This window comes from Chryseobacterium electrogenes (assembly GCF_053553015.1).
In genome coordinates this window covers 2,796,952-2,815,966 of record NZ_JBNPPB010000002.1, presented here as the reverse complement: position 1 = coordinate 2,815,966, position 19,015 = coordinate 2,796,952, and the positions used below count along the sequence as shown (strand labels likewise).

The 19,015-nt window shown below is 34.3% G+C and carries 18 protein-coding genes and 1 pseudogene; 7 read left to right on the top strand and 12 right to left on the bottom strand.

What is annotated here, in order from left to right; genetic code table 11:
- Window positions 1-24 precede the first annotated feature (24 nt).
- The 5 genes from ACQQ6V_RS12980 to ACQQ6V_RS12960 form a co-directional block, all read right to left on the bottom strand.
- Window positions 25-1,359 (bottom strand): trigger factor, encoded by a 1,335-nt coding sequence (locus tag ACQQ6V_RS12980; protein ID WP_448845931.1) that lies wholly within the window; start codon window positions 1,357-1,359, stop codon window positions 25-27.
- A 296-nt stretch (window positions 1,360-1,655) separates the two neighbouring features.
- Entirely contained in the window at window positions 1,656-2,225 is a 570-nt protein-coding gene (locus ACQQ6V_RS12975; protein ID WP_448845930.1) for a hypothetical protein, read from the bottom strand.
- A 25-nt stretch (window positions 2,226-2,250) separates the two neighbouring features.
- A complete protein-coding gene (locus ACQQ6V_RS12970; RefSeq protein ID WP_448845929.1) occupies window positions 2,251-4,629 on the bottom strand; it encodes a TonB-dependent receptor in 2,379 nt (792 codons plus the stop codon).
- 129 nt (window positions 4,630-4,758) lie between these two features.
- Window positions 4,759-5,121: a hypothetical protein gene (locus ACQQ6V_RS12965; RefSeq protein WP_448845928.1), complete on the bottom strand. Its 363-nt coding sequence runs from the start codon at window positions 5,119-5,121 to the stop codon at window positions 4,759-4,761.
- Between the two features lie 129 nt (window positions 5,122-5,250).
- Window positions 5,251-6,267 (bottom strand): nucleoid-associated protein, encoded by a 1,017-nt coding sequence (locus tag ACQQ6V_RS12960; RefSeq protein ID WP_448845927.1) that lies wholly within the window; start codon window positions 6,265-6,267, stop codon window positions 5,251-5,253.
- 147 nt (window positions 6,268-6,414) lie between these two features.
- Here ACQQ6V_RS12960 and ACQQ6V_RS12955 point away from each other — a divergent pair, with 147 nt between their 5' ends.
- Both ACQQ6V_RS12955 and ACQQ6V_RS12950 read left to right on the top strand, forming a co-directional pair.
- The gene (locus ACQQ6V_RS12955; RefSeq protein WP_448845926.1) at window positions 6,415-6,792 is read left to right on the top strand and encodes a YchJ family protein; all 378 of its coding nucleotides are present in this window, start codon (window positions 6,415-6,417) and stop codon (window positions 6,790-6,792) included.
- 4 nt (window positions 6,793-6,796) lie between these two features.
- Window positions 6,797-7,378 (top strand): hypothetical protein, encoded by a 582-nt coding sequence (locus ACQQ6V_RS12950; protein WP_448845925.1) that lies wholly within the window; start codon window positions 6,797-6,799, stop codon window positions 7,376-7,378.
- Window positions 7,379-7,381: 3 nt separating this feature from the next.
- Here ACQQ6V_RS12950 and ACQQ6V_RS12945 read toward each other — a convergent pair whose 3' ends face one another.
- Window positions 7,382-7,624 carry a VF530 family protein gene (locus ACQQ6V_RS12945; RefSeq protein WP_448845924.1) on the bottom strand — a complete coding sequence of 81 codons (243 nt, stop codon included), beginning with the start codon at window positions 7,622-7,624 and terminating at the stop codon, window positions 7,382-7,384.
- Window positions 7,625-7,765: 141 nt separating this feature from the next.
- Here ACQQ6V_RS12945 and ACQQ6V_RS12940 point away from each other — a divergent pair, with 141 nt between their 5' ends.
- Genes ACQQ6V_RS12940 through ACQQ6V_RS12930 form a run of 3 tightly spaced genes read left to right on the top strand, consistent with a single transcriptional unit; the run spans window position 7,766 to window position 12,169 of the window.
- Window positions 7,766-7,915, top strand: coding sequence for a hypothetical protein (locus ACQQ6V_RS12940; protein ID WP_448845923.1), 150 nt, complete (start codon window positions 7,766-7,768; stop codon window positions 7,913-7,915).
- Window positions 7,916-7,924: 9 nt separating this feature from the next.
- Window positions 7,925-9,130: a metallophosphoesterase family protein gene (locus tag ACQQ6V_RS12935; protein ID WP_448845922.1), complete on the top strand. Its 1,206-nt coding sequence runs from the start codon at window positions 7,925-7,927 to the stop codon at window positions 9,128-9,130.
- A 3-nt stretch (window positions 9,131-9,133) separates the two neighbouring features.
- Window positions 9,134-12,169, top strand: coding sequence for an SbcC/MukB-like Walker B domain-containing protein (locus ACQQ6V_RS12930; RefSeq protein ID WP_448845921.1), 3,036 nt, complete (start codon window positions 9,134-9,136; stop codon window positions 12,167-12,169).
- 65 nt (window positions 12,170-12,234) lie between these two features.
- On the opposite strand, the gene ACQQ6V_RS12925 is transcribed toward ACQQ6V_RS12930, so the two are convergent.
- The 3 genes from ACQQ6V_RS12925 to panD form a co-directional block, all read right to left on the bottom strand.
- Window positions 12,235-12,735 (bottom strand): FKBP-type peptidyl-prolyl cis-trans isomerase, encoded by a 501-nt coding sequence (locus ACQQ6V_RS12925; protein WP_448845920.1) that lies wholly within the window; start codon window positions 12,733-12,735, stop codon window positions 12,235-12,237.
- A 245-nt stretch (window positions 12,736-12,980) separates the two neighbouring features.
- A complete protein-coding gene (locus ACQQ6V_RS12920; protein ID WP_448845919.1) occupies window positions 12,981-13,982 on the bottom strand; it encodes a lysylphosphatidylglycerol synthase transmembrane domain-containing protein in 1,002 nt (333 codons plus the stop codon).
- Window positions 13,983-13,989: 7 nt separating this feature from the next.
- The gene (panD, locus tag ACQQ6V_RS12915) at window positions 13,990-14,340 is read right to left on the bottom strand and encodes an aspartate 1-decarboxylase (RefSeq protein ID WP_448845918.1); all 351 of its coding nucleotides are present in this window, start codon (window positions 14,338-14,340) and stop codon (window positions 13,990-13,992) included.
- Between the two features lie 358 nt (window positions 14,341-14,698).
- Between panD and ACQQ6V_RS12910 the strand changes: the two genes are divergently transcribed.
- The gene (locus ACQQ6V_RS12910; RefSeq protein WP_448845917.1) at window positions 14,699-15,001 is read left to right on the top strand and encodes an HU family DNA-binding protein; all 303 of its coding nucleotides are present in this window, start codon (window positions 14,699-14,701) and stop codon (window positions 14,999-15,001) included.
- A 47-nt stretch (window positions 15,002-15,048) separates the two neighbouring features.
- Here the strand turns inward: ACQQ6V_RS12910 and ACQQ6V_RS12905 are convergent, their stop codons facing one another.
- Both ACQQ6V_RS12905 and ACQQ6V_RS12900 read right to left on the bottom strand, forming a co-directional pair.
- Window positions 15,049-16,221, bottom strand: a complete 1,173-nt coding sequence (locus ACQQ6V_RS12905; RefSeq protein WP_448845916.1) for a glycosyltransferase family 4 protein — start codon at window positions 16,219-16,221, stop codon at window positions 15,049-15,051.
- 27 nt (window positions 16,222-16,248) lie between these two features.
- Window positions 16,249-16,542, bottom strand: a pseudogene (locus ACQQ6V_RS12900) (glycosyltransferase); the annotation flags it as partial.
- 105 nt (window positions 16,543-16,647) lie between these two features.
- Here ACQQ6V_RS12900 and ACQQ6V_RS12895 point away from each other — a divergent pair.
- Window positions 16,648-18,008 (top strand): IS3 family transposase gene (locus ACQQ6V_RS12895; protein WP_394369357.1). Its coding sequence is split into 2 segments (ribosomal slippage): window positions 16,648-16,986 and window positions 16,989-18,008, totalling 1,359 coding nucleotides; the frame shifts between segments, so codons are not numbered across the junction.
- Window positions 18,009-18,073: 65 nt separating this feature from the next.
- Here the strand turns inward: ACQQ6V_RS12895 and ACQQ6V_RS12890 are convergent.
- Window positions 18,074-19,015: a glycosyltransferase gene (locus tag ACQQ6V_RS12890; RefSeq protein ID WP_448845915.1), complete on the bottom strand. Its 942-nt coding sequence runs from the start codon at window positions 19,013-19,015 to the stop codon at window positions 18,074-18,076.

Here is a 19,015-nt window from a genome sequence, read left to right as displayed (position 1 = left end):
GGGATTTTAATAACATAACTTTAATTATTTCTTAAGCTCTTCAAGAAACTCATCGTGAGAGATCACTGTTTCTTTCTTGGTTGCTTTTTCTAAGATCGCGTCTTTCAACTTAGCCATACCAACTTCAGAAGAGATCTGACGGATTTGGTTTTCGTCTTTCAACATTTCTACAGCATATTTCTGTACTTCTTCGTCAGAAAGGTGGTGGATACCGTAGATCGCTAATTGGTTTCTTACCAATTGCTCTGCTTGTACCAAAATATCGTTGTAATCTAGGTTGATTTCATTTTGAGTCATCAACTTACCTTCCAAAATTTGATATTTAATTTGGTTTTTCTCGTTTTCTAAAATTTCTTTAGCCTGCTCTTCAGACTGGATATTTTGATTAGAGAAAATTAACCATTTTACCAAGAATTCTTCAGGAAGCTTTACTTCTTCTTTCTCAGTAACTTGCTCTAAAATTTTGTTTACGAAATGTACATCAGCATTCTGTTGGAAATACTCATCTAACTCTTTCTTCACACGCTCTTTAAGCTCTTCTTCGGTCTTGATTTCGTCTTTACCGTATACTTTATCGAACAACTCTTGGTTAAGTTCTGCTAAGTTTAATCCGTAGATATCTTTAACAGTAACTTCTACCTCGTTGTGGTGAAGGTGCTCTGCTTCTTCCTTAGTAAGACCTAATTCTTTAGCCAATTCTTCGTTAGCTACTAGATCTTCTTTAGATACTTTTACAGACTCGTCTTTTTTCAAAGCTTTTACAAGTGCGTAAGCTGCTTTGGTATCTTTGTTAATCGTTACATTCTTAGGCGCATGGTTGTGCTCTCCTTCTGCATCAGCTTCTACCACTTGGTTAACTTCTACAGCGATGTAAGAATCTTTTACTGTTTTTTCTTGAGGAACACGCTCTGCAAAACGCTTCTGCATATTCTCAACACTTGTATTGATTTCTTTTTCAGAAGCTTCTACTTTGTAGTGAGGTGCTTCATATTTAGAAAGATCAATAGTCAATTCTGGTTCGTAACCAACTTCAAAAGCAACAGAAATTTGGTCTGCATTATAATCCAACTCGTTAACTGGCTGAGGAACTGGTTGTCCTACCAATCTCAATTTGTTATCGTTAACGTAAGCATTCAACGCTTCAGAAACTTGTTTGTTGATTTCTTCGAAAGCAATCCCAGCTTCGTATTGTTTTTTAACCATACTCAACGGCACTTTTCCTTTTCTGAAACCAGGAACTTGCGCATTTTTAGCATAGTTAATTAAAGTTTTCTCTACTCTTTCTTTGTAGTCTGATTTATCCAATGTTACAGTAAGTAATGCACTTACTTCATCGTGGTTTTGTGCTGTAACGTTCATTATTAATTAATTGAAATTTTAGTTTGCAAAAGTAGTTAAAAAAAGAGCGATATGCAAAATTAAATACAAAAGGAATGATACCATTAAATTCATAAAGTATGTTAAAGTTTTATTTCGATGGAATATTATAATTGATAATAAACATAGTAAAATCACAAATCTTTAATATACAATGATATTGCATCAGAGCATCACATTTTATGATAAGGTAGTAGATTATTTATTTCTTTTTACATTTTCATTTTAAGCAAAAAAAAAGAGGCTGATAATTACCAGCCTCTTTTTTGATTTTAAAATTAATGCGCGCCGTGCATTGCAAATGTTGCATCTATATCAGACTCTCCACCAACAGTTTTCCCTAATTGATTATCTGCAGAAGGATAGTTGTCCTCTACAGAGTTAGGAGCGTGTACCAATTTGATATTTACTTTACCTGTATCTGCTACAGAAACAACTTTCCATTCTGTTCTCATACCAATTCTTTTTCCGCTTGATCTTGTAACATCATCTGGCGTTCTTTTAACCTGAATATTAGAATCTGCAAAAGCATAAGTAATAAAATGCTCTTCTTTTTCTGTGATAATTTCGTCATTCACACTATGGTAATGATCATCATGTTTCACTTGAAAATCCAGTCCTACAATATAAGAATCTCCTGCATGCAGGTGGATATGAGCATCTGCTTTACCACCAATATAATTGATTTTTTGTACATCTGTAGCATCATTCTTATTAGTTAAAGTCACTACTAACTTTTCAATTTCTTCGTGCTCATGGATATCTTCTGGGATATCATCATTACTTCTACAAGAAAATAAAATAAAAGCAGCGAATAGAACAAGTGATATATTAAATAGATTTTTCATTGTTTAAATTGTTTAAAAAAATTAATTAAAAATTAAGTTTTGCCGTTATAACAACATTGCGTCCCGGCTCCGCCATAAAGTATCTTAGTCTATTAAGATACTCGCGGTATTCTGTATTAAAAATGTTATTGATTCTGAAATTAAGATTAAAAGCCTTAGTGACATTTAATCCTACCGATGCATGAAAAATAGAAAATGCGGCAGGCGTAGAACTATAATCTATCTCACGCGTTACCGTTGTGCCATTTTCTATAAAATCTATATTCATATTTCTAATCGGATAACGGTTTTGTTTGAAAACATTTTCGTTTTCTAATCTAACATAGAAGTTATTAGGGCGATTAAGCTTAAGCTCTATCGAGTTTCTAAAACTCGCAGGCATCATCAGAATCAAAGGTTCATTATTAGTAAGATCATCTCCTTTTAAGATGCTAAAATTACCATTCCAGCTTAGATGATCCGTAACATTAAGACTTGCGTCTGCATCTATACCCATAATCCTGGCTTTAATCTGTTGAAAAGACCAAATCGGGAACACACCACGGTTAGTTGTAACAACTCCCGTAGGGACCTGATTGATGAAATTTTCAGAATACATAATATATGGATTAACATCAATATGAAGTCCTTTCAGAACATCTAGCTTTGTTGCCATTGATAGTGTAGCACTGTAGATTTGCTCTTTATTTATGCTAAGATTCCCTTCCTCCATGACCGCAGCAGAATGATGTAATCCGTCAGAAAATAACTCTGCTGGATTAGGCGCACGGTCTGCTTTGGATAGATTTAGTTTAAAATCCAAATGATCATTCGGCGTATAATTAAGTCCTACATTGGCAGAAAAATTATGATAATCCAAAATTGGTCTCGTCAATACTCGGCTATCCGCCTCACTTACAAAAAACTGAGGATACTGCTGTGCATAAGTTTTCCAAGAAGAGGCGTCATAATACTTATAAGCGTCATATCTATTAAAATCATATCTAACACCCGCTTCTGCTTTTAGTTTTGAGTTAAAACTATATTTGAAGACAGAAAAAGCTCCTACATCATAACGATAATAATCCGGAATAAGGCGTCTAGCTTTGGTCCTAGGATCAGGAAAATTATCCTGCACATTGGCAGAAATACCGCTTTCTAAACTCCAGTTTTGACGCTCTAACAGATGCGTAATACTAGCAGAGTGCGTGATTAACCTTAAGTCCATAGATGGCAAATTCTTGAGCTCTCCTCTACGGATATCATACTCTTTTCTACTATTGAGCTGAAAGCTATACTGAAAAGAAAACTTACCTAAATCTGCAAAGCGCTTGTAGGCAGCTAGCTTAACAATATGATGATTAACTTCTTGTTTTGGATTGTCTATATTGTAACTAAAATTATCCTGAAAATAATTTTGACCAAGATTTATAGCTTTATAAAAATCTTCTGGACTGCCTAGATGCGCACCTTTATAAATCCCAAACTCTTGTTGGATACCACTGTAAGACACATCAAAACCTTGATTAAAACTTCTATTCCCGAAAGAAAAATTGAAAGAATTAATCTCCGCGCCTGTATTTTGCAACGTATGATGCGGCGTATAGAGATCTCCCAACTTTTTATAACTACCTCCTGTTTTTACAAACCATTGGTTTTCCCAAGTTTTTGCTACGTCAGCAGAAAGCTCTCCTCCACGACCATTAGAAATACCTGACAACTTGACATTTCCCATCAAGGTGTCTTTTTTTGGAAGAATCTGAGGCTCTAGAACTACCACGCCACCTACAGACTCATTGCCGTACTTAAGCGCAGAAGATCCTTTGATGACATCAATATGTTCAAAATTATTAACATCAACATTGGGAGCATGCTCTACACCCCATTCTTGCTCTGCCATTTTGGTTCCATTATTTATAATAGAAACACGACTACCATAAAGCCCATGGATAACAGGTTTAGAAATATTATTACCAGTTTTAAGAGATGTTACACCTGAGATTCTCGTCAAAAGATTTCCGAGATTTTCAGTAGAGTTCTGGTCAATAGTAGATTTGTCCAATGTTTTCACAATGATAGACCCTTTTTGCTTATGAGTTGCATGTAACGTAACACCTACAATCTCATTACTATGATGCTCTAAGACAATTTCTAAATACAGATTCTTATCTACCTCTACCTTATTCTCATAAGGATCACAATCAGGATGATTAGCAATAATACTATAAGTTCCTTTTGGTAAATTAGATAATTGAAATTTCCCCTTTGCATCTGTTACAACAGAGGAACTACCCACAACAACTTTCGCATTTTTTAATGGCGATTTGTCATGGAAATCTTTTACAATGCCTTGTATATTATAAGTGGTCTGAGCAAAAATAATGATGCTCATCACCAATAATATAAGGCTGAATATTTTTTTCATGAAATAAAATTCAGAGTTTAAACAATAGAGTTATAATCCTAATATAAGACTTACAACAACTCTAGAAAACGCATTGCAAGAGTATCTCAAATTATAAAACTTGAAAATCTATGCAATAAAAATTTGTTTTTAAACCTGAAATGCAGGCGGACCCCGAAGTGGAAATGTATATTTTACTTGGTAAAAAGCAGCCTCTACACGATAGAAGTTATGGCTTTTCTGAGTAAAAATATCATAAATTGAAAAATTGAATTCTTGCGGCGCAATACTATGATTAGCTGTCAGAAAGTGACAAGCCAAACAATCGTTAGCCGTAAGAGAATCAGATGCTTTGCTATATTGTTTCTCTTTTTTAGAAACATCAGAAAGCTTGATATTATTAGAAGAATGATGTTGATGGAGACTTGGCGCAAATAATACCAACATCAGATACATCCCAGCTAATAAGCCAGAAAGTAGAGATTTGGTATTTTGTCCTTTTTTCAACATCATTGCAAAGTTATTACTTTTTCCGAATAGATAAGCCCAATTGACAACATGCTGGCGTAAAAATAAAACATATTAATTACTACCAGACGCCTATCTATAATATAAGTCTTAGGATGAGTCTAATTGTTACGATTAATTTTCGGTATCATAGTATAATCTATAAAATCTGCCTTTGTCGTCTTGATCTTGCTCTAATTTTTGACGATCGCCGTGGATATAGATATGGAAATTTTTATCTAATTTGATGATAGACTTAAAGTGTCTTTGTTGCTTCTTAACCGCTGATGTATTAATTGGAAAATCCTCAGAAATACTAACCTGCAAGTCATTTTCATAATCAGACTTAAAATTAGAAAAACTCTCAATAACATTGTCATCTATCAATACTTCTTTGACAAAATTATCATATTTAAACTCTTCTTTATCCTTGAAAAAGTTAATCGATTTATTAAGAAAATCAGCTTGATCAGCTTTAGAAACTTCAAATTCTTGTGGCAATTGCTTCGTAATAAATTCTTTATACACAGACAAAGTTTCTTGTGTGTGGAAGAAATCATTATCACGTTGTTTTACCTTTAAGAAATCCTCAAACCAATAATACATATCTCCGTTTTTGTTATTATCTACAACTGACAATACATAGCCAGACTCTTTGTCATTATTATAGATAAGCGCGGCTTTATCAATCTTTGCCAAGCCAATTCCGTAATCTTTTTCTATCGCAAAACTGTCTTCTGTCTGAGTAATTTTAAGAAAAGCTTCTCTTTTTTCAGTTTTGAAAATCCCTATTTTATCAATTTTCCCATTTTCTGGATCCAGCTCACTATCAAAAAATACTATAAAAAGTTCTCCATTTTGCACACGAGGATTCTCGGCAGAATCATAAAGATGTTTAGCAATATTTTCTGACTCCCAAACTAATTTATTTTTATCTTCAAAAATCTCTGCAACAGAACTGTACACAGGATTATTAACCAAATAAGAGTCACTATAAAACTGAAATTGCTCCTCTGACTTAAAAGAATTGAGAAAATAATTTCCTAATAATTCTTTCATATCTTCATCCAACTGAAGCTCTTCCTGAGAAATAATTAAGGCATCGCCATTAATTTTGTTACCGACTTTATGAACTATAATTTTTGAAAACATTGTTTTAATATTTGGTTTGCAAAGATAAGTCTAGAATTAATTTAATTATAAAAAAATCAATGTAAAAAATAAATAATTATTTACTCTAATGAGAACAGCATTTACCATGTTAATCCTAAGATTGATACCTTTGCAAAAATTACAAAAATGACTTGTCCTTGTTGTTCTACAAAATCCTACGAAAATTGCTGCAAACCTTACCACGATGGCATTAGCAATGCGCCAAGTGCAGAAGCTCTAATGCGTTCTCGTTTTTCTGCATTTGCAATTCCTAATGGGGATTATCTTATGGAAACTACTTTGCCAGGAAAAAGAAAACTGCATAACAAAGCAGATTTACAAGAATGGGGCGAAATTAACACTTGGACAAAACTAGAAATTGTGCAGACGCCAGCGCTTAATCATGTAGAATTTAAGGCATTTTACACAGATCAAGATGGCAATCCACAACTTCATCATGAGTTTTCTGTGTTTCAAAAAATGCACAATAAATGGTATTATGTTTCTGGCGAATTTCTAAATTAGCATCATGATGAACAAAATAATATTTCTCCTCACATTATTGTGCCACATAGGTTTTTCTAACGCACAAACTCAGCAAGACAAAACCGAATTATCTCTTGCTATTAATCAAATTATAGAAGGTTTTGCGACTAAAGATGCTACAAAGATCAATGCCTTTGTCAATCCAGATTTAGGAATTGGCGTGATCTATAAGAGTCAAAATCATTATAGTTATCTTAACTTAGAAGAAATGGATTTTTCTCAACCTTTTCCTTTTCAGAAGTCGTACTGGGAAATTCCAAAAAATCAATCCATCTCATTTGAAAGAACGCCTGGCTATAATCCGAGAACAAAACTCTGGAGTAGCTACGGGACTTTTTGTCAGATAGATTCTCCAATGGTTCTATTTTATTTAGACGAGTTTGGAGAACAAGGCACAGATCTTTCTGACCAAGCTATTTTTAAATTAAATCAAAACACAGAAAATACAGCATTTGTAGTATTAGCAGACAAAAAATCTAACGGCTTACAATTTGTTTTAACAAAAATAGATAACCAATGGACGCTTACATTTTTTGACTTACTCAACATAAAATCTAATAATTAAAATCTAGATCAATCCTTTTTTCTTCTTTTGTCTCAAAACATAGAGATAAAGACTTTCTACTTTAGCGCGCGCCCAATCAGTTTTTCTAAGAAATTTCAAAGACGAATTAATACTTGGATTATCGTTAAAACAACGGATATTGATTTGTTTCCCTAACTCCTCAAAACCATTATAATAATCCACCAATTCTTCTAAAATTGCATCTAATCTTTTCCCATGCAAAGGATCTTTATGCGGTTGCTCCATCTTTTTTGACAAAAATACTAATTCTAAAATTTTGATTTAAAATAAATATCGCTAATCTTTACTATAAATAATTTTCTGACCAGAATATAGTAAATTAGTAAGCCCATCCAATCGTTAATTCTTGAAAACCAAACCATCGTAATGAGCAGAAAAACAGACGCGAACAGAAAAGAACACAAGAAAAAAATTGATAATAAAAAACGTAAACTTCAAGATGCAGAAATTGAAAGAAAAAAACGTCTGAAAGAAATTAATCAACAATTCAATAATAAGCAATCGTCAGATAATTAATCAATAAATATGAAAATCCTACACACCGCCGATTGGCATCTAGGAAAGCGTCTGGACAGTTTTTCGCGTTTGGAAGAACAAGTTTTAGTCATGAAAGAAATCGTGGAAATTGCCGAAAAACAACAAGTAGATTTGGTAATTATTGCGGGAGATTTGTTCGATAATTTCAATCCAAGTACAGAAGCTGTAGAATTATTTTACAAAACACTAAAACAACTTTCCAACAACGGAAAACGCCCTATCATAGCCATTTCTGGCAATCATGATTCTCCTAATTTTGTGGATGCTCCCAATCCTTTGGCGCGAGAAAATGGCATTATTCTCATCGGTCATCCCAACGCGAAAGTTGCACCGTTTCAATTAGAAAATTTTGAAATCATCAATTCTGCCGAAGGTTTTTTAGAATTAAAACTAAAAACTTTTGATTATCCTGTTCGGATTTTGCACACACCTTACGCTAACGAAATAAGATTAAAACAATATTTGGGAGAAAATAAAGAAGACGCCTTAAACGAAATTTTAGCCGAAAACTGGAAACAATTAGCCGACGAATTCTGTAATGAAAACGGTGTAAATATCTTAACCGCGCATTTGTATATGAATCAACGTGGCGGCATACTCTTAGAAGAACCTGAAGGCGAAAAACCTATAAAAGTAGGTAACGCAGATATGATTTTTTCCGATGCAATTCCGGATCAAATTCAGTACACAGCTTTGGGGCATTTACACGGTTTTAAAAATATTGGATCCAACGAAAAACCCGTTGTATACAGCTCTTCGCCTTTATGTTACAGTTTCAGCGAAGCGGGGCAAACCAAATATATTTCAATCATTAATGCAGAACCTAACCGAAATATTTCGTTTGAAACAATTGAATTAAAACAAGGAAAACCTTTAGTTAGAAAAAGTTTTGATTCTGTAGAAAATGCGGTAGAATGGCTTAATGACAATCCAAATACCTTGGTAGAATTAACCTTAGAAAGCGAAGCTTTTCTAAAAGCCGACGAGCGAAAACTCTTGTATCAAGCGCACTCGGGAATTGTCCATCTAATTCCGAAAGTTAAAAATCAAGAATTAGAAAACACCAACTTACGAGAAATCAATCTCAGCCAAGATATTAAAGACGTTTTCAAAGATTATTTCAAATCAAAAAACGGCAATCAAGAACCCAACGAAGATATTATCAATTTGTTTAACGAAATTTTAAAGGCTTAACTTATGATTCCTATTCAACTAACGATAGAAGGCCTTTATTCTTACCAAAAAAGACAAACAATTGATTTCTCTAACTTGGTAGAAGCTGGTTTGTTCGGGATTTTCGGGGCAGTTGGCTCAGGAAAATCCTCTATTTTGGAGGCAATTACCTTTGCGCTTTATGGCAATTCTGACCGATTGGGCGCAACTAATTTTGCATATAACATGATGAATCTGAAGTCGAATAAATTGTTTATCGATTTCGAATTTTCTAATCACGAAGGCAAAATATTCAAAATTACCCGAGAGTATAAACGAAACGGAAAAAACTTTGATAAAATTGTCAACTCTGGTGTGGTTTTGTACGAAAAAAATGGCGAAAACTGGCTGCCTTTGCCAAGTTCTAAAGTAGATCCAATTATTGGATTGAGTACTGAAAATTTCCGCCGAACAATTATTATTCCGCAAGGTCAGTTTAAAGATTTCATAGAACTAAAACCAAAAGACCGCACGCAAATGATGAAAGAAATTTTCAACCTTCATCAATATGATTTGCAAGATAAAGTTTCTACATTGAACAGTAAAAACCTAACCAATCTCAACCAATTAAAAGGAAAATTATCAGGATTTGAAGCCGTTTCCGAAGAAGGAATTAATGAGTTGAAAACTCAACTTCAATCTGAAAAAGAAAAAACTAACGAAATCCATAACGAATTTTCTAAAATAAAAGAGGTTTTTCAACAATTGAAAGCGTTGAAATTGGATTTTGAGAATTTGAATTTAAAGAAAAAAGAGTTCGAAAATTTAACCGAAAAAAAATCAGAAATTGATTCTCAAAAAACAAAGTTAGAAACCTATGAAAAAGTATTTTCAGCATTTCAGCAGATTTTATTAGATGAGAAAAAACTGAATCAAGAACTTCAAGAAAAATCTTCGGAATCAGAAATTCAGCGAGAAAATCTTGAAAAGCTTCAAGCTAAAATTGATGAAATATCTCAACAAATAGAAGTTTTAAAACCCGACTACGAACAACTTTCAACAAAACGCTTGGAAGAACAAGATTTGGAATTTTTGGCTCAAATAAAATCTTTTGAACAAGAAATTAAAACCTTAAAAGAACGAACCGAAAACGGAAAAGCAAAACTGAAGGAAATCCAAGAAAAGGAAAAATCACTTTCAGATTTCATTCAAAATCAAGAGAAAGAAATCGCTGAGCTTTCAACTAAAAAGTTAGATTCTCAATTGTTATTAAATGTCGGAAATTGGTTTAACGAGAATGAAAATTTAAGCAAAAATAATATTCAGCAAACTCAAAAAACGCAACAATTACAACAACAAATTGATGAAATTTCAACAGATTTAAAATCAAAAAATATCGATGAAAAAGCTTTTGAAACCGATTATAAAAAAGCTTCAGAAGATTTAGTTTCCAAAAAGAAGAATCTGGAAACGCAGAAAAATCAGTTGGAAGTCCAAAAGCAATTATCGCATTTTGCGCACAATTTGCACGATGGCGAAGCTTGTCCGTTGTGTGGCGCCTTAGAACATCCAAATCTTGCCGAGCTAGAAGACGTTTCTGAGCAATTGAATGCTATTTCTGAGCAAATTTTAAATATCGAAACAGAACAAGAATCTTTACAAAAACAATTCTCGAAAACTGAAAAAGCAATATCAAAAAAACAGATTTTCGAAGACCAAATAAAAGCGGAAATTTCAGTTTTAAAAGATATTGAAACTAAAATTCTTGACCATCAAAAACAATTTGTTTGGACTCAATTTAATAGAGAAAACAAAGAAGATTTCGAACAAAAAAAATCTGCATCAGCGCAACTTGAAAAAGAAATCGATGCTAAAAGTAAAGTTTTAAAAGAAAGTCGAGAAGCCTTAGAAAACGACCGAGAAAAAAGCACGAAATTCACCAAAGCTTTGCAAGACTTCCTATTGGATGAAGCACAAAAAAACACGCAAATTGATCAAAACAAAGCCAACTTAAAAGTTTTGGTTTGGGAAAATTTCGAGCAAGAAAGCAAAGAAAATATTCAGGAACAATTAAAGGTTTTACAAGCTAAAAATCAGAAATTAGAAAAAGATTTCAAACAATTATCTGAAGAATTTGCGGAGCTTAATCCAAAATTAGCATCACAAAAGACAACTTTAGATCTTTTAAAAAATCGAATTTCCGATTTAAAATTACAATCTGACGAGATTAAAAATCAAATTTCTCAATTACTTGCAACGCATCAATTTGAAACTTTAGAAGACGTTCAATCAATTTTAAATTGGAATTTAGACGTTTCTAACCTCAGAAAAAATATCGAAACTTTCACGATTTCTTATGAAACTCTAAAGAACGCAATCACTGAACTAGAACTGAAATTGAAGAATTTTTCTTTTGATGAAAATCAATTTTTAGAAACTGAAAATCAATTTAAAGCCAAAGAAACTGAATGGGCAGAAGCTAATAAATTACTGATCGAGACTTCGGCAGAAATTGCTCGTCTCGAATTAGAGTTTAAGAAAAAAGAAGATCTGTTAAAAGAATTTTCAGAGCTTTCTAAACGTGGTGAGAATCTGAAAATCATGAGTAATCTTTTTAAAGCTTCTGGATTTGTAGAATATGCGTCTTCTATTCATTTGAAACAGCTTTGCAACAATGCCAATATAAGATTTCATCGGATGACGCGCAATCAATTGAGTTTGCAAATCAATGAAAATAATGATTTCGAGATTATCGATTACTTGAATGAAGGTAAAAGTAGAAGTGTAAAAACGCTTTCTGGCGGGCAATCTTTTCAGGTTTCGCTGAGTCTGGCGCTGGCTTTGGCAGAAAGTGTCCAATCTAATGCCAAGGCAGAAAAGAATTTCTTCTTTATCGATGAAGGTTTTGGGACACAAGATTCTGATTCTGTGAATATCGTTTTTGAAACCTTAATGAGTCTTCAAAAAGAAAACAGAATCGTCGGCATTATTTCTCACGTCGAAGAACTAAAAGATCGTATTCCGATGGCAATTTCTGTTATTAAAGATGAGGAAGAAGGAAGCTTACTAATCATGGATTAGAAAAGCTAGTAATATATCCTAACTTAGTTTAAAACAAAATGCCCAACTTTCGTTGGGCATTTTTATTAGTGTGCTTCGTTTCCGTCTATGCCATGAGCATGTCCGTGAGACAATTCTTCTTCTGTTGCTGGACGTGTATTAAGGATTTCTACCTCAAAGTTAAGCGTCTTACCAGCCATTGGGTGATTAAGATCTGCTACTACAAACTCAGGTGTTACCTCTACCACAGTTGCTTGGAAGTTGTTTCCGTTACTGTCTGTTAATGGTAAAATAGCGTCTACTGGAGGTACTCCAGATTCTTGAAACATATCAATTGGCAATTGTGCTTTAGCTTCTGGATCTTTTTCTCCATAAGCTTCTGATGCTGCAATATCAAAAGATTTTTTGTCTCCAATGCTAAGACCTTTGATACTTTCTTCGAATTTTGGAATCATCATTCCAACGCCATAAAGGAAGGTTAATGGATTGTCTGTTGTTGTATTTTCTACAAAAAGTTTTTCTCCGTTTTCTTCAATGGTATTAAGCGTGTAGGTTAATGCCACTACGTGGTTGTTGTCTATTGTCATCTGTTTTCTTTTTTAGGAGACAGTCTCCTTGTTGATAGATTATACAAAGATAATATATTTTGATTTTATATCTAATGTTACTTGGATGTACTCTCCCGCAATAGGGATAGAAGCGATTATCCTTAGTGGTGGCGTGAGGCGGCGGAGCGTAGCGGAGCCGTCCGAGCGGCACTACTAAGATAGTAGCGGATAGCCCGACCCGAGCCAAGGATTATGCTAAGGCGAGGGTATTGCCTCAAAAAAATCTAGAATTTTCTGGCTTTCGCTAACATCGGAATCGATATTAATCCCATCACCAACATGATGCAAATCTGTAATGGAAGCGAAATAAATGAATAAATAAGTCCGATCTCTCCGCCTTGTACAGCATCTTTCCCCATGGACACAAATAATGCCATAAACCCGAATTTCATCGCGAGATTATAAGCGCCAATGCCTCCCGAAGCAGGAATAATCATCCCCAACGTGCCGACAACGAGTATGAAAAAGCCATCTGCAAAACCTAGATTACTAGTCTCTGGCAATGAAAAGCAAACTAAATAAGCTGCAAAATAGTAACTTACCCAGATGCCTATGGTATAAAGAAGGAACTTTCCTTTTTGTTTTAATCTAAAAATGGAAGTTAAACCGTTAATAATACCATCTATAAACCCGACAATTTTCCCTAGAAAAGGAATATTCTTTAGTTTTTTTCTGATGGCAAAAAATATAATGCCACAAAGTATCAAAAATCCTAAAATCAATCCTATCTTGTTAGGATTAATCTTAATCCCAGACTGTTGATAAAAAGATAAAATCGCATCATATTTAAAAATCAATGTCAAACCCAAGAAAACCATCATACAAGCTAGGTCTACAACACGCTCCAGAATAATCGTCCCAAAAGACTTATCCACAGGAACTTTCTCTACACCATATAATGCTGTTGCACGAGCCACTTCCCCACTTCTGGGTATTGTAAGATTCATCAAATAACCGAAAGATAGAGACCACAGCGCATTACTGTTAGAAATATGATGTCCCATAGGCTCCAGCATAAGATTCCAGCGAATCGCACGGAACCAATAAGCTGCTAACCCGAACATCGCGGCAAAGACTACCCAAAGATAATTGGCTTTGGCTAGGGATGCTTTAATGATTTCGAAGTCTAGACCTCTTAAGGCAAGCCATAAAAAAAAGCCTGCAAAAGCCAATGAAATGACAATAGTCAGGATATTCTTAAAAAGACTTTTACGGTTACTCTCCATTAAGATATTAAGTTAATAAATTGGTTTTCTCGTTAGGGAAAATAATTTTTGGTTGGAAAGTCTGCGCCTCTTCTGGCGTCATCTGTGCGTAAGCAATAATGATGATGATGTCATCTCTCTGTACTTTCCTTGCAGCAGGACCATTAAGACAAATATCTCCAGAGCCTCTCTTCCCTTTTATAATATAGGTATCAAAGCGTTCTCCATTATTAACATTAACAATATACACTCTCTCTCCAACGATAAGTCCTGCAGCATCTATAAGATCTTCGTCTATGGTGATGCTTCCTATATAATTAAGATCTGATGCGGTTACACGCACTCTGTGGATCTTAGATTTGAATACTTCGATTAACATGTTGCAAATTTACTATAAATAATGGTTTTGAGAAATAGTCTAAGTAAAATCCTTGATCGATAAGTGACTGTTAACCCAACAATAATTCTCATAATTTCGATATTAATAAAAATAATGTTTTCAGGAATTCGTAATTGGCAATCGTAAAAGATAATACTTACAGAAACATAGATAAATTATCAGATTATCAAACACCTTACACAACAAAACACCAATAGATTGGCTGATAATCAAATTGCGGAAATGCCAATTAATTGAAAACAAATGGTAATTTTTCATTAAAATCAGCAAAATAAGTTGTGTGAAATGAAAATAGTACTATATTTGTTGTAATAACATAACTTTAATTAAATACATTATGAACAAGTCTGAATTAATCGATGCAATTGCAAAAGATGCAGAAATTACAAAAGTTGCTGCTAAGAAAGCTTTAGAATCTTTCGTTAACAACGTAACTGAAACGCTTAAGAAAAAAGAAGGTAAAGTTTCTCTAGTAGGGTTCGGTACTTTTTCTGTATCTGAAAGAGCGGCAAGACAAGGTATTAACCCTGCAACTAAAAAGCCAATCAAAATCGCTGCTAAAAAGGTAGCTAAATTTAAAGCGGGTGCTGATCTTGCTACTGCTGTAGCTGGTCCTGTAGCTGCTGCTAAGAAAAAATAATAAGCAATTATTACCGATATCTAAATAGCGCTTAAGATAATTAAGCGCTATTTTTTTTGGTTAGATAACAGCCTTAGATACTCTTCTAAAATAGCATCCCAAACCACGGATTGTTCATATCTAGAAACAATCATCTCTCTTGCAGAATTTTTTAATTGATTGTAAAGTTCTTTATTCTCGATTAAAGATAGCATCGCACTCTCCAATGCATTAATATTTTTTGGAGGGACAATAATTCCATTTTGTTCATGGTTAATAATCTCATTACAACCATTGATATCACTAACTATGCTAGGCAATCCCATCGCACCAGCTTGCATCACCACATTAGGAAATCCTTCTCTATAACTAGGAAAGACCAACGCATCCGAAATTGCAAAATAAGGTCTTACATCAGATTGCCATCCTACGTGGATTATATTAGAATTTAATCTTATTATTTCTAATGTCAAATCTGATAATGGGTCTAATTCTTCTTCCAAAGTGCCTACTAATAATAGTTTTAGTTTTTCATTGGTTTTAGATAGGTTATGAAAAGCTTCTACTAACTCATTAATACCTTTATCTCCCACCAATCGTCCTACAAATATGAATACCTTATCATCTTCTAATAGACCTAATTTTACTTTTAAATGATCCAACATTAGATTGTCTATTTTTTCTTTATTGAAAAAATCAGTACATATACCATTAGATGATCCATTGGCAATTACCTTTATCTTAGACGACTTAACTAACTTGTTCTCAAGAATAAAATCGGATAGTCCTTTTGAGTTGGGATAGACATTGGTGGCTGCGGCATAAGTCAACTTCTCTACCAGTAAAAGCAGCTGGCGTTTTAATCCTGTTGTTTCCATCAGAGGTAATCCTGCGACAGTGTGCATACGATAAGGCACTCCAGCCAATTTAGAAGCTAGCATCGCTATTAATCCTGCTTTAGGCGTATGAGAATGTACAATCTGTGCTTTTTCACGTTTTAAAAAACGATACATATCCCATAAAGATTTCAGGTCTTTTATAGGTGTTATCTGACGGGTCATTTCAATTGTTTGTGTATTAACACCCAATGATTCTCCAACTTTGGACAATTCTTCTTTATCAGCCGAAACAATTTTTAGATCAAAAAACTGACTCATAAAAGTCAACTGTTCACCTAAAAGCTTTTCTAAAGAAATAGGAACTGTCGTGATGCGGATAAGTTTTGGTTTTAACTTTGACATGTAGAATTATTACTCATATTACACCGATTATATAGACATATACAATTTAACATAAGCCTCTATCATTTTTTTAATATCAAAATCTGTGGCTCTTTTTTGGCAGTTTTCAACAACTTCTTGATATAAGGTAGGGTTGTTGTGAAGCTCTAAAATCAAATCTGCTAACTCTCTAGAATTTCCTTGCTCGAAGACCAATCCATAATTCTTCACAATCTCCCGAAGTCCAGGTACCTCAGAGGCAATAAAGGGTTTTCCTGATGCCATCCCTTCTACCGCGACCAATCCAAACCCCTCATAATGAGAAGAGAGCACATTAAAATCTACTGATTTTGTAAATCGTCAGCAAAAAGTGTACTGATTTAGTTCAGAACTAAGATAGTGTTTTCATAATAAACAGAACAAAAAAATAATTAAATTTGATTTATTATGACAGCCAAAAAACCAATCAGTAATCCTGAAAATTATTTAAAAGACATCCGCAGAAAAACCAGAAGGATTTTCACGGCGGAACAAAAGATCCTCATTGTGATGGAAGCCCTTCGGGCTGAAACCTCCATAGCCGAACTCTGTCGCAAGCACGCTATTCAGGAATCTACCTTCTACAAATGGAATAAGGAGTTCATTGAAGCCGGTAAAAAGCAGCTCTCCGGAGATACGCTCCGCCAGGCAACCTCCGAAGAAGTTTCAGCCCTTCGGGAAGAGAACCGAAAACTCAAGGAGACGGTCGCCGACCTCGTTATCCGCTACGACATTATAAAAAAAAGTTTGGAAATTCTGGAATAACCGAAAAATACAGAAAGTATATGAGGTTGTTACCTGAAGAAAAACTGGAAATCATCCAAATGGTTACCCGTAGTGAAATCGGCGTCAACAGGACGCTCAGGGAACTTGGCATTCACAAAAGCACCTTCTACAAGTGGTATAATCTGTACCTTGAGAAAGGTGAAGCGGGATTTCATTCTTCCCCTTCTTCTGGCAGAAGGCAGTGGAACAGCATTCCTGAAGAAGAGAAAAATCTGGTGGTAGAAATCGCTTTGAATTATCCTGAACTCTCCAGCAGAGAACTGGCTCATAAAATCACCGATGAGAAGGGCGTCTTCATCTCAGAATCCAGTGTTTATCGGATTTTAAAGAAAAGAGGGCTGATAACCGCGCCATCGCATATCCTGATTTCTGCCTCGAATGAATTTAAGGATAAAACCAATTTTGTTCACGAAATGTGGCAGACGGATTTTACTTACTTTAAAATTCTGGGTTGGGGCTGGTACTATCTAAGCACGGTGATTGACGATTTTAGCCGCTATATCGTTCATTGGGAATTGTGCCGAAATATGAAGGTGAATGATGTTCAAAGAACGATTGACCGAGCTGTGAAGAAAGCAGGTTTAAGAAAAGGACAAGTTCCGAAACTTCTATCGGACAACGGTTCTTGCTATATTACCGAGGAATTAAAGGATTATTTACACGATAATCACGGCATGAAGCAAATCCACGGAAAACCCGCTCATCCACAGACACAAGGCAAGATTGAACGCTACCACAGGACGATGAAAAATGTGGTGAAACTGCATCATTATTACAGTCCGGATGAATTGCAAGCCGCTTTGGAAGTGTTTGTAAACCGCTACAACAATGAGCGTTATCACGAATCTTTGAAGAATCTCACTCCAGCGGATGTGTATTTTGGAAGAGCCAACGAAGTCTTGAAGATAAGACAGCAGATAAAATCTGAAACTCTAAAAAGAAGAAAAAAGGAATATTACAAAAGAAAATTAATCGAAACCTAATTTTTTTTCTTTTTAAAAGCAAAAAACTAAACTTTAAATTCTATATTTGAAACAGAAAACACTCTCTAAGAAAAAGTACACTTTCTTTTGAAGACATACACGTTGGGACAATCATAAGAAACAATAGGTAATCCTACGGACAACGCCTCTAAGAGTACCATAGGGAAACATTCTGTCACAGATGACATAGCGTAGATGCTATAATTCGTCATCACACTAGGCATATCATCAACACTTCCCTTTAATATTATTTTTTTTGTTAAATGTTTATTCGCAATTAATTTCTCCAATTTTTCTTGAGTACCAAGATAATCCTGTCCATAGATATGCAATTGCCAATCGGGGAAATCATCTACTAAAAGTAACCAAGCATCTATAAGCTCATCAAATGCTTTAACTGGTGATAATCGCCCTGCAGCTACAACTTGCTTTTGGGACATGTCGGCATTAAGATCAGAACTTTCTATCGGATTAGGGATCACAATAGCATTATTGGACTTTACATATTTTTTTTCGTCGGGATTAAGTATAACAATGTGAGTATACAAAGAATCTATCCAATCATCGAATCTTAATTTTAATCTTTGAAAAAAAGATGTTTTTTTTCTATTTTCCTCTTTAAAAAAGCCAGAACTATGACGCTCTTTAATCAATCTTGCTTTTCCTTTTATCAAAGGCAACCAATAATGATCAAAATTATAATTGGGAGAAATAATTGCATCGGGCTTTAGCGTTTTGAATAGCTGCTTCTGTTTTCTGTAATGTAAAAAAGCTTTTTTGATATTCTCTAAAGAAAAATAAGACTTAGCTCTATCGTAATTAATACCTAGATCAATGAGCTTAATTTTGGAATCTAAAGGATAACACGGCACATGATCATACTGCTCTGTTGTGACAATAACGACATCAACATCTTTGCGATTTGCAAAGAAATTAGCTTTGGTTGCCACCACTTTCTCGATACCTCCATGAAGATAAATCTGATCTGTATTGAAGATGATTGTCAT

Excerpts from the sequence above, each read along its gene's own strand:
- ACQQ6V_RS12905 (WP_448845916.1), bottom strand. The coding sequence starts at position 16,221 with ATGTCAAAGTTAAAACCAAAACTTATCCGCATCACGACAGTTCCTATT.
- ACQQ6V_RS12960 (WP_448845927.1), bottom strand. The coding sequence starts at position 6,267 with ATGTTTTCAAAAATTATAGTTCATAAAGTCGGTAACAAAATTAATGGC.
- ACQQ6V_RS12975 (WP_448845930.1), bottom strand. The coding sequence starts at position 2,225 with ATGAAAAATCTATTTAATATATCACTTGTTCTATTCGCTGCTTTTATT.
- ACQQ6V_RS12890 (WP_448845915.1), bottom strand. The coding sequence starts at position 19,015 with ATGACAATCATCTTCAATACAGATCAGATTTATCTTCATGGAGGTATC.
- ACQQ6V_RS12940 (WP_448845923.1), top strand. The coding sequence starts at position 7,766 with ATGAGCAGAAAAACAGACGCGAACAGAAAAGAACACAAGAAAAAAATT.
- ACQQ6V_RS12910 (WP_448845917.1), top strand. The coding sequence starts at position 14,699 with ATGAACAAGTCTGAATTAATCGATGCAATTGCAAAAGATGCAGAAATT.
- ACQQ6V_RS12950 (WP_448845925.1), top strand. The coding sequence starts at position 6,797 with ATGATGAACAAAATAATATTTCTCCTCACATTATTGTGCCACATAGGT.
- ACQQ6V_RS12970 (WP_448845929.1), bottom strand. The coding sequence starts at position 4,629 with ATGAAAAAAATATTCAGCCTTATATTATTGGTGATGAGCATCATTATT.
- ACQQ6V_RS12930 (WP_448845921.1), top strand. The coding sequence starts at position 9,134 with ATGATTCCTATTCAACTAACGATAGAAGGCCTTTATTCTTACCAAAAA.
- ACQQ6V_RS12965 (WP_448845928.1), bottom strand. The coding sequence starts at position 5,121 with ATGATGTTGAAAAAAGGACAAAATACCAAATCTCTACTTTCTGGCTTA.
- ACQQ6V_RS12955 (WP_448845926.1), top strand. The coding sequence starts at position 6,415 with ATGACTTGTCCTTGTTGTTCTACAAAATCCTACGAAAATTGCTGCAAA.
- ACQQ6V_RS12945 (WP_448845924.1), bottom strand. The coding sequence starts at position 7,624 with ATGGAGCAACCGCATAAAGATCCTTTGCATGGGAAAAGATTAGATGCA.
- ACQQ6V_RS12925 (WP_448845920.1), bottom strand. The coding sequence starts at position 12,735 with ATGACAATAGACAACAACCACGTAGTGGCATTAACCTACACGCTTAAT.
- ACQQ6V_RS12920 (WP_448845919.1), bottom strand. The coding sequence starts at position 13,982 with ATGGAGAGTAACCGTAAAAGTCTTTTTAAGAATATCCTGACTATTGTC.
- ACQQ6V_RS12980 (WP_448845931.1), bottom strand. The coding sequence starts at position 1,359 with ATGAACGTTACAGCACAAAACCACGATGAAGTAAGTGCATTACTTACT.
- panD (WP_448845918.1), bottom strand. The coding sequence starts at position 14,340 with ATGTTAATCGAAGTATTCAAATCTAAGATCCACAGAGTGCGTGTAACC.
- ACQQ6V_RS12935 (WP_448845922.1), top strand. The coding sequence starts at position 7,925 with ATGAAAATCCTACACACCGCCGATTGGCATCTAGGAAAGCGTCTGGAC.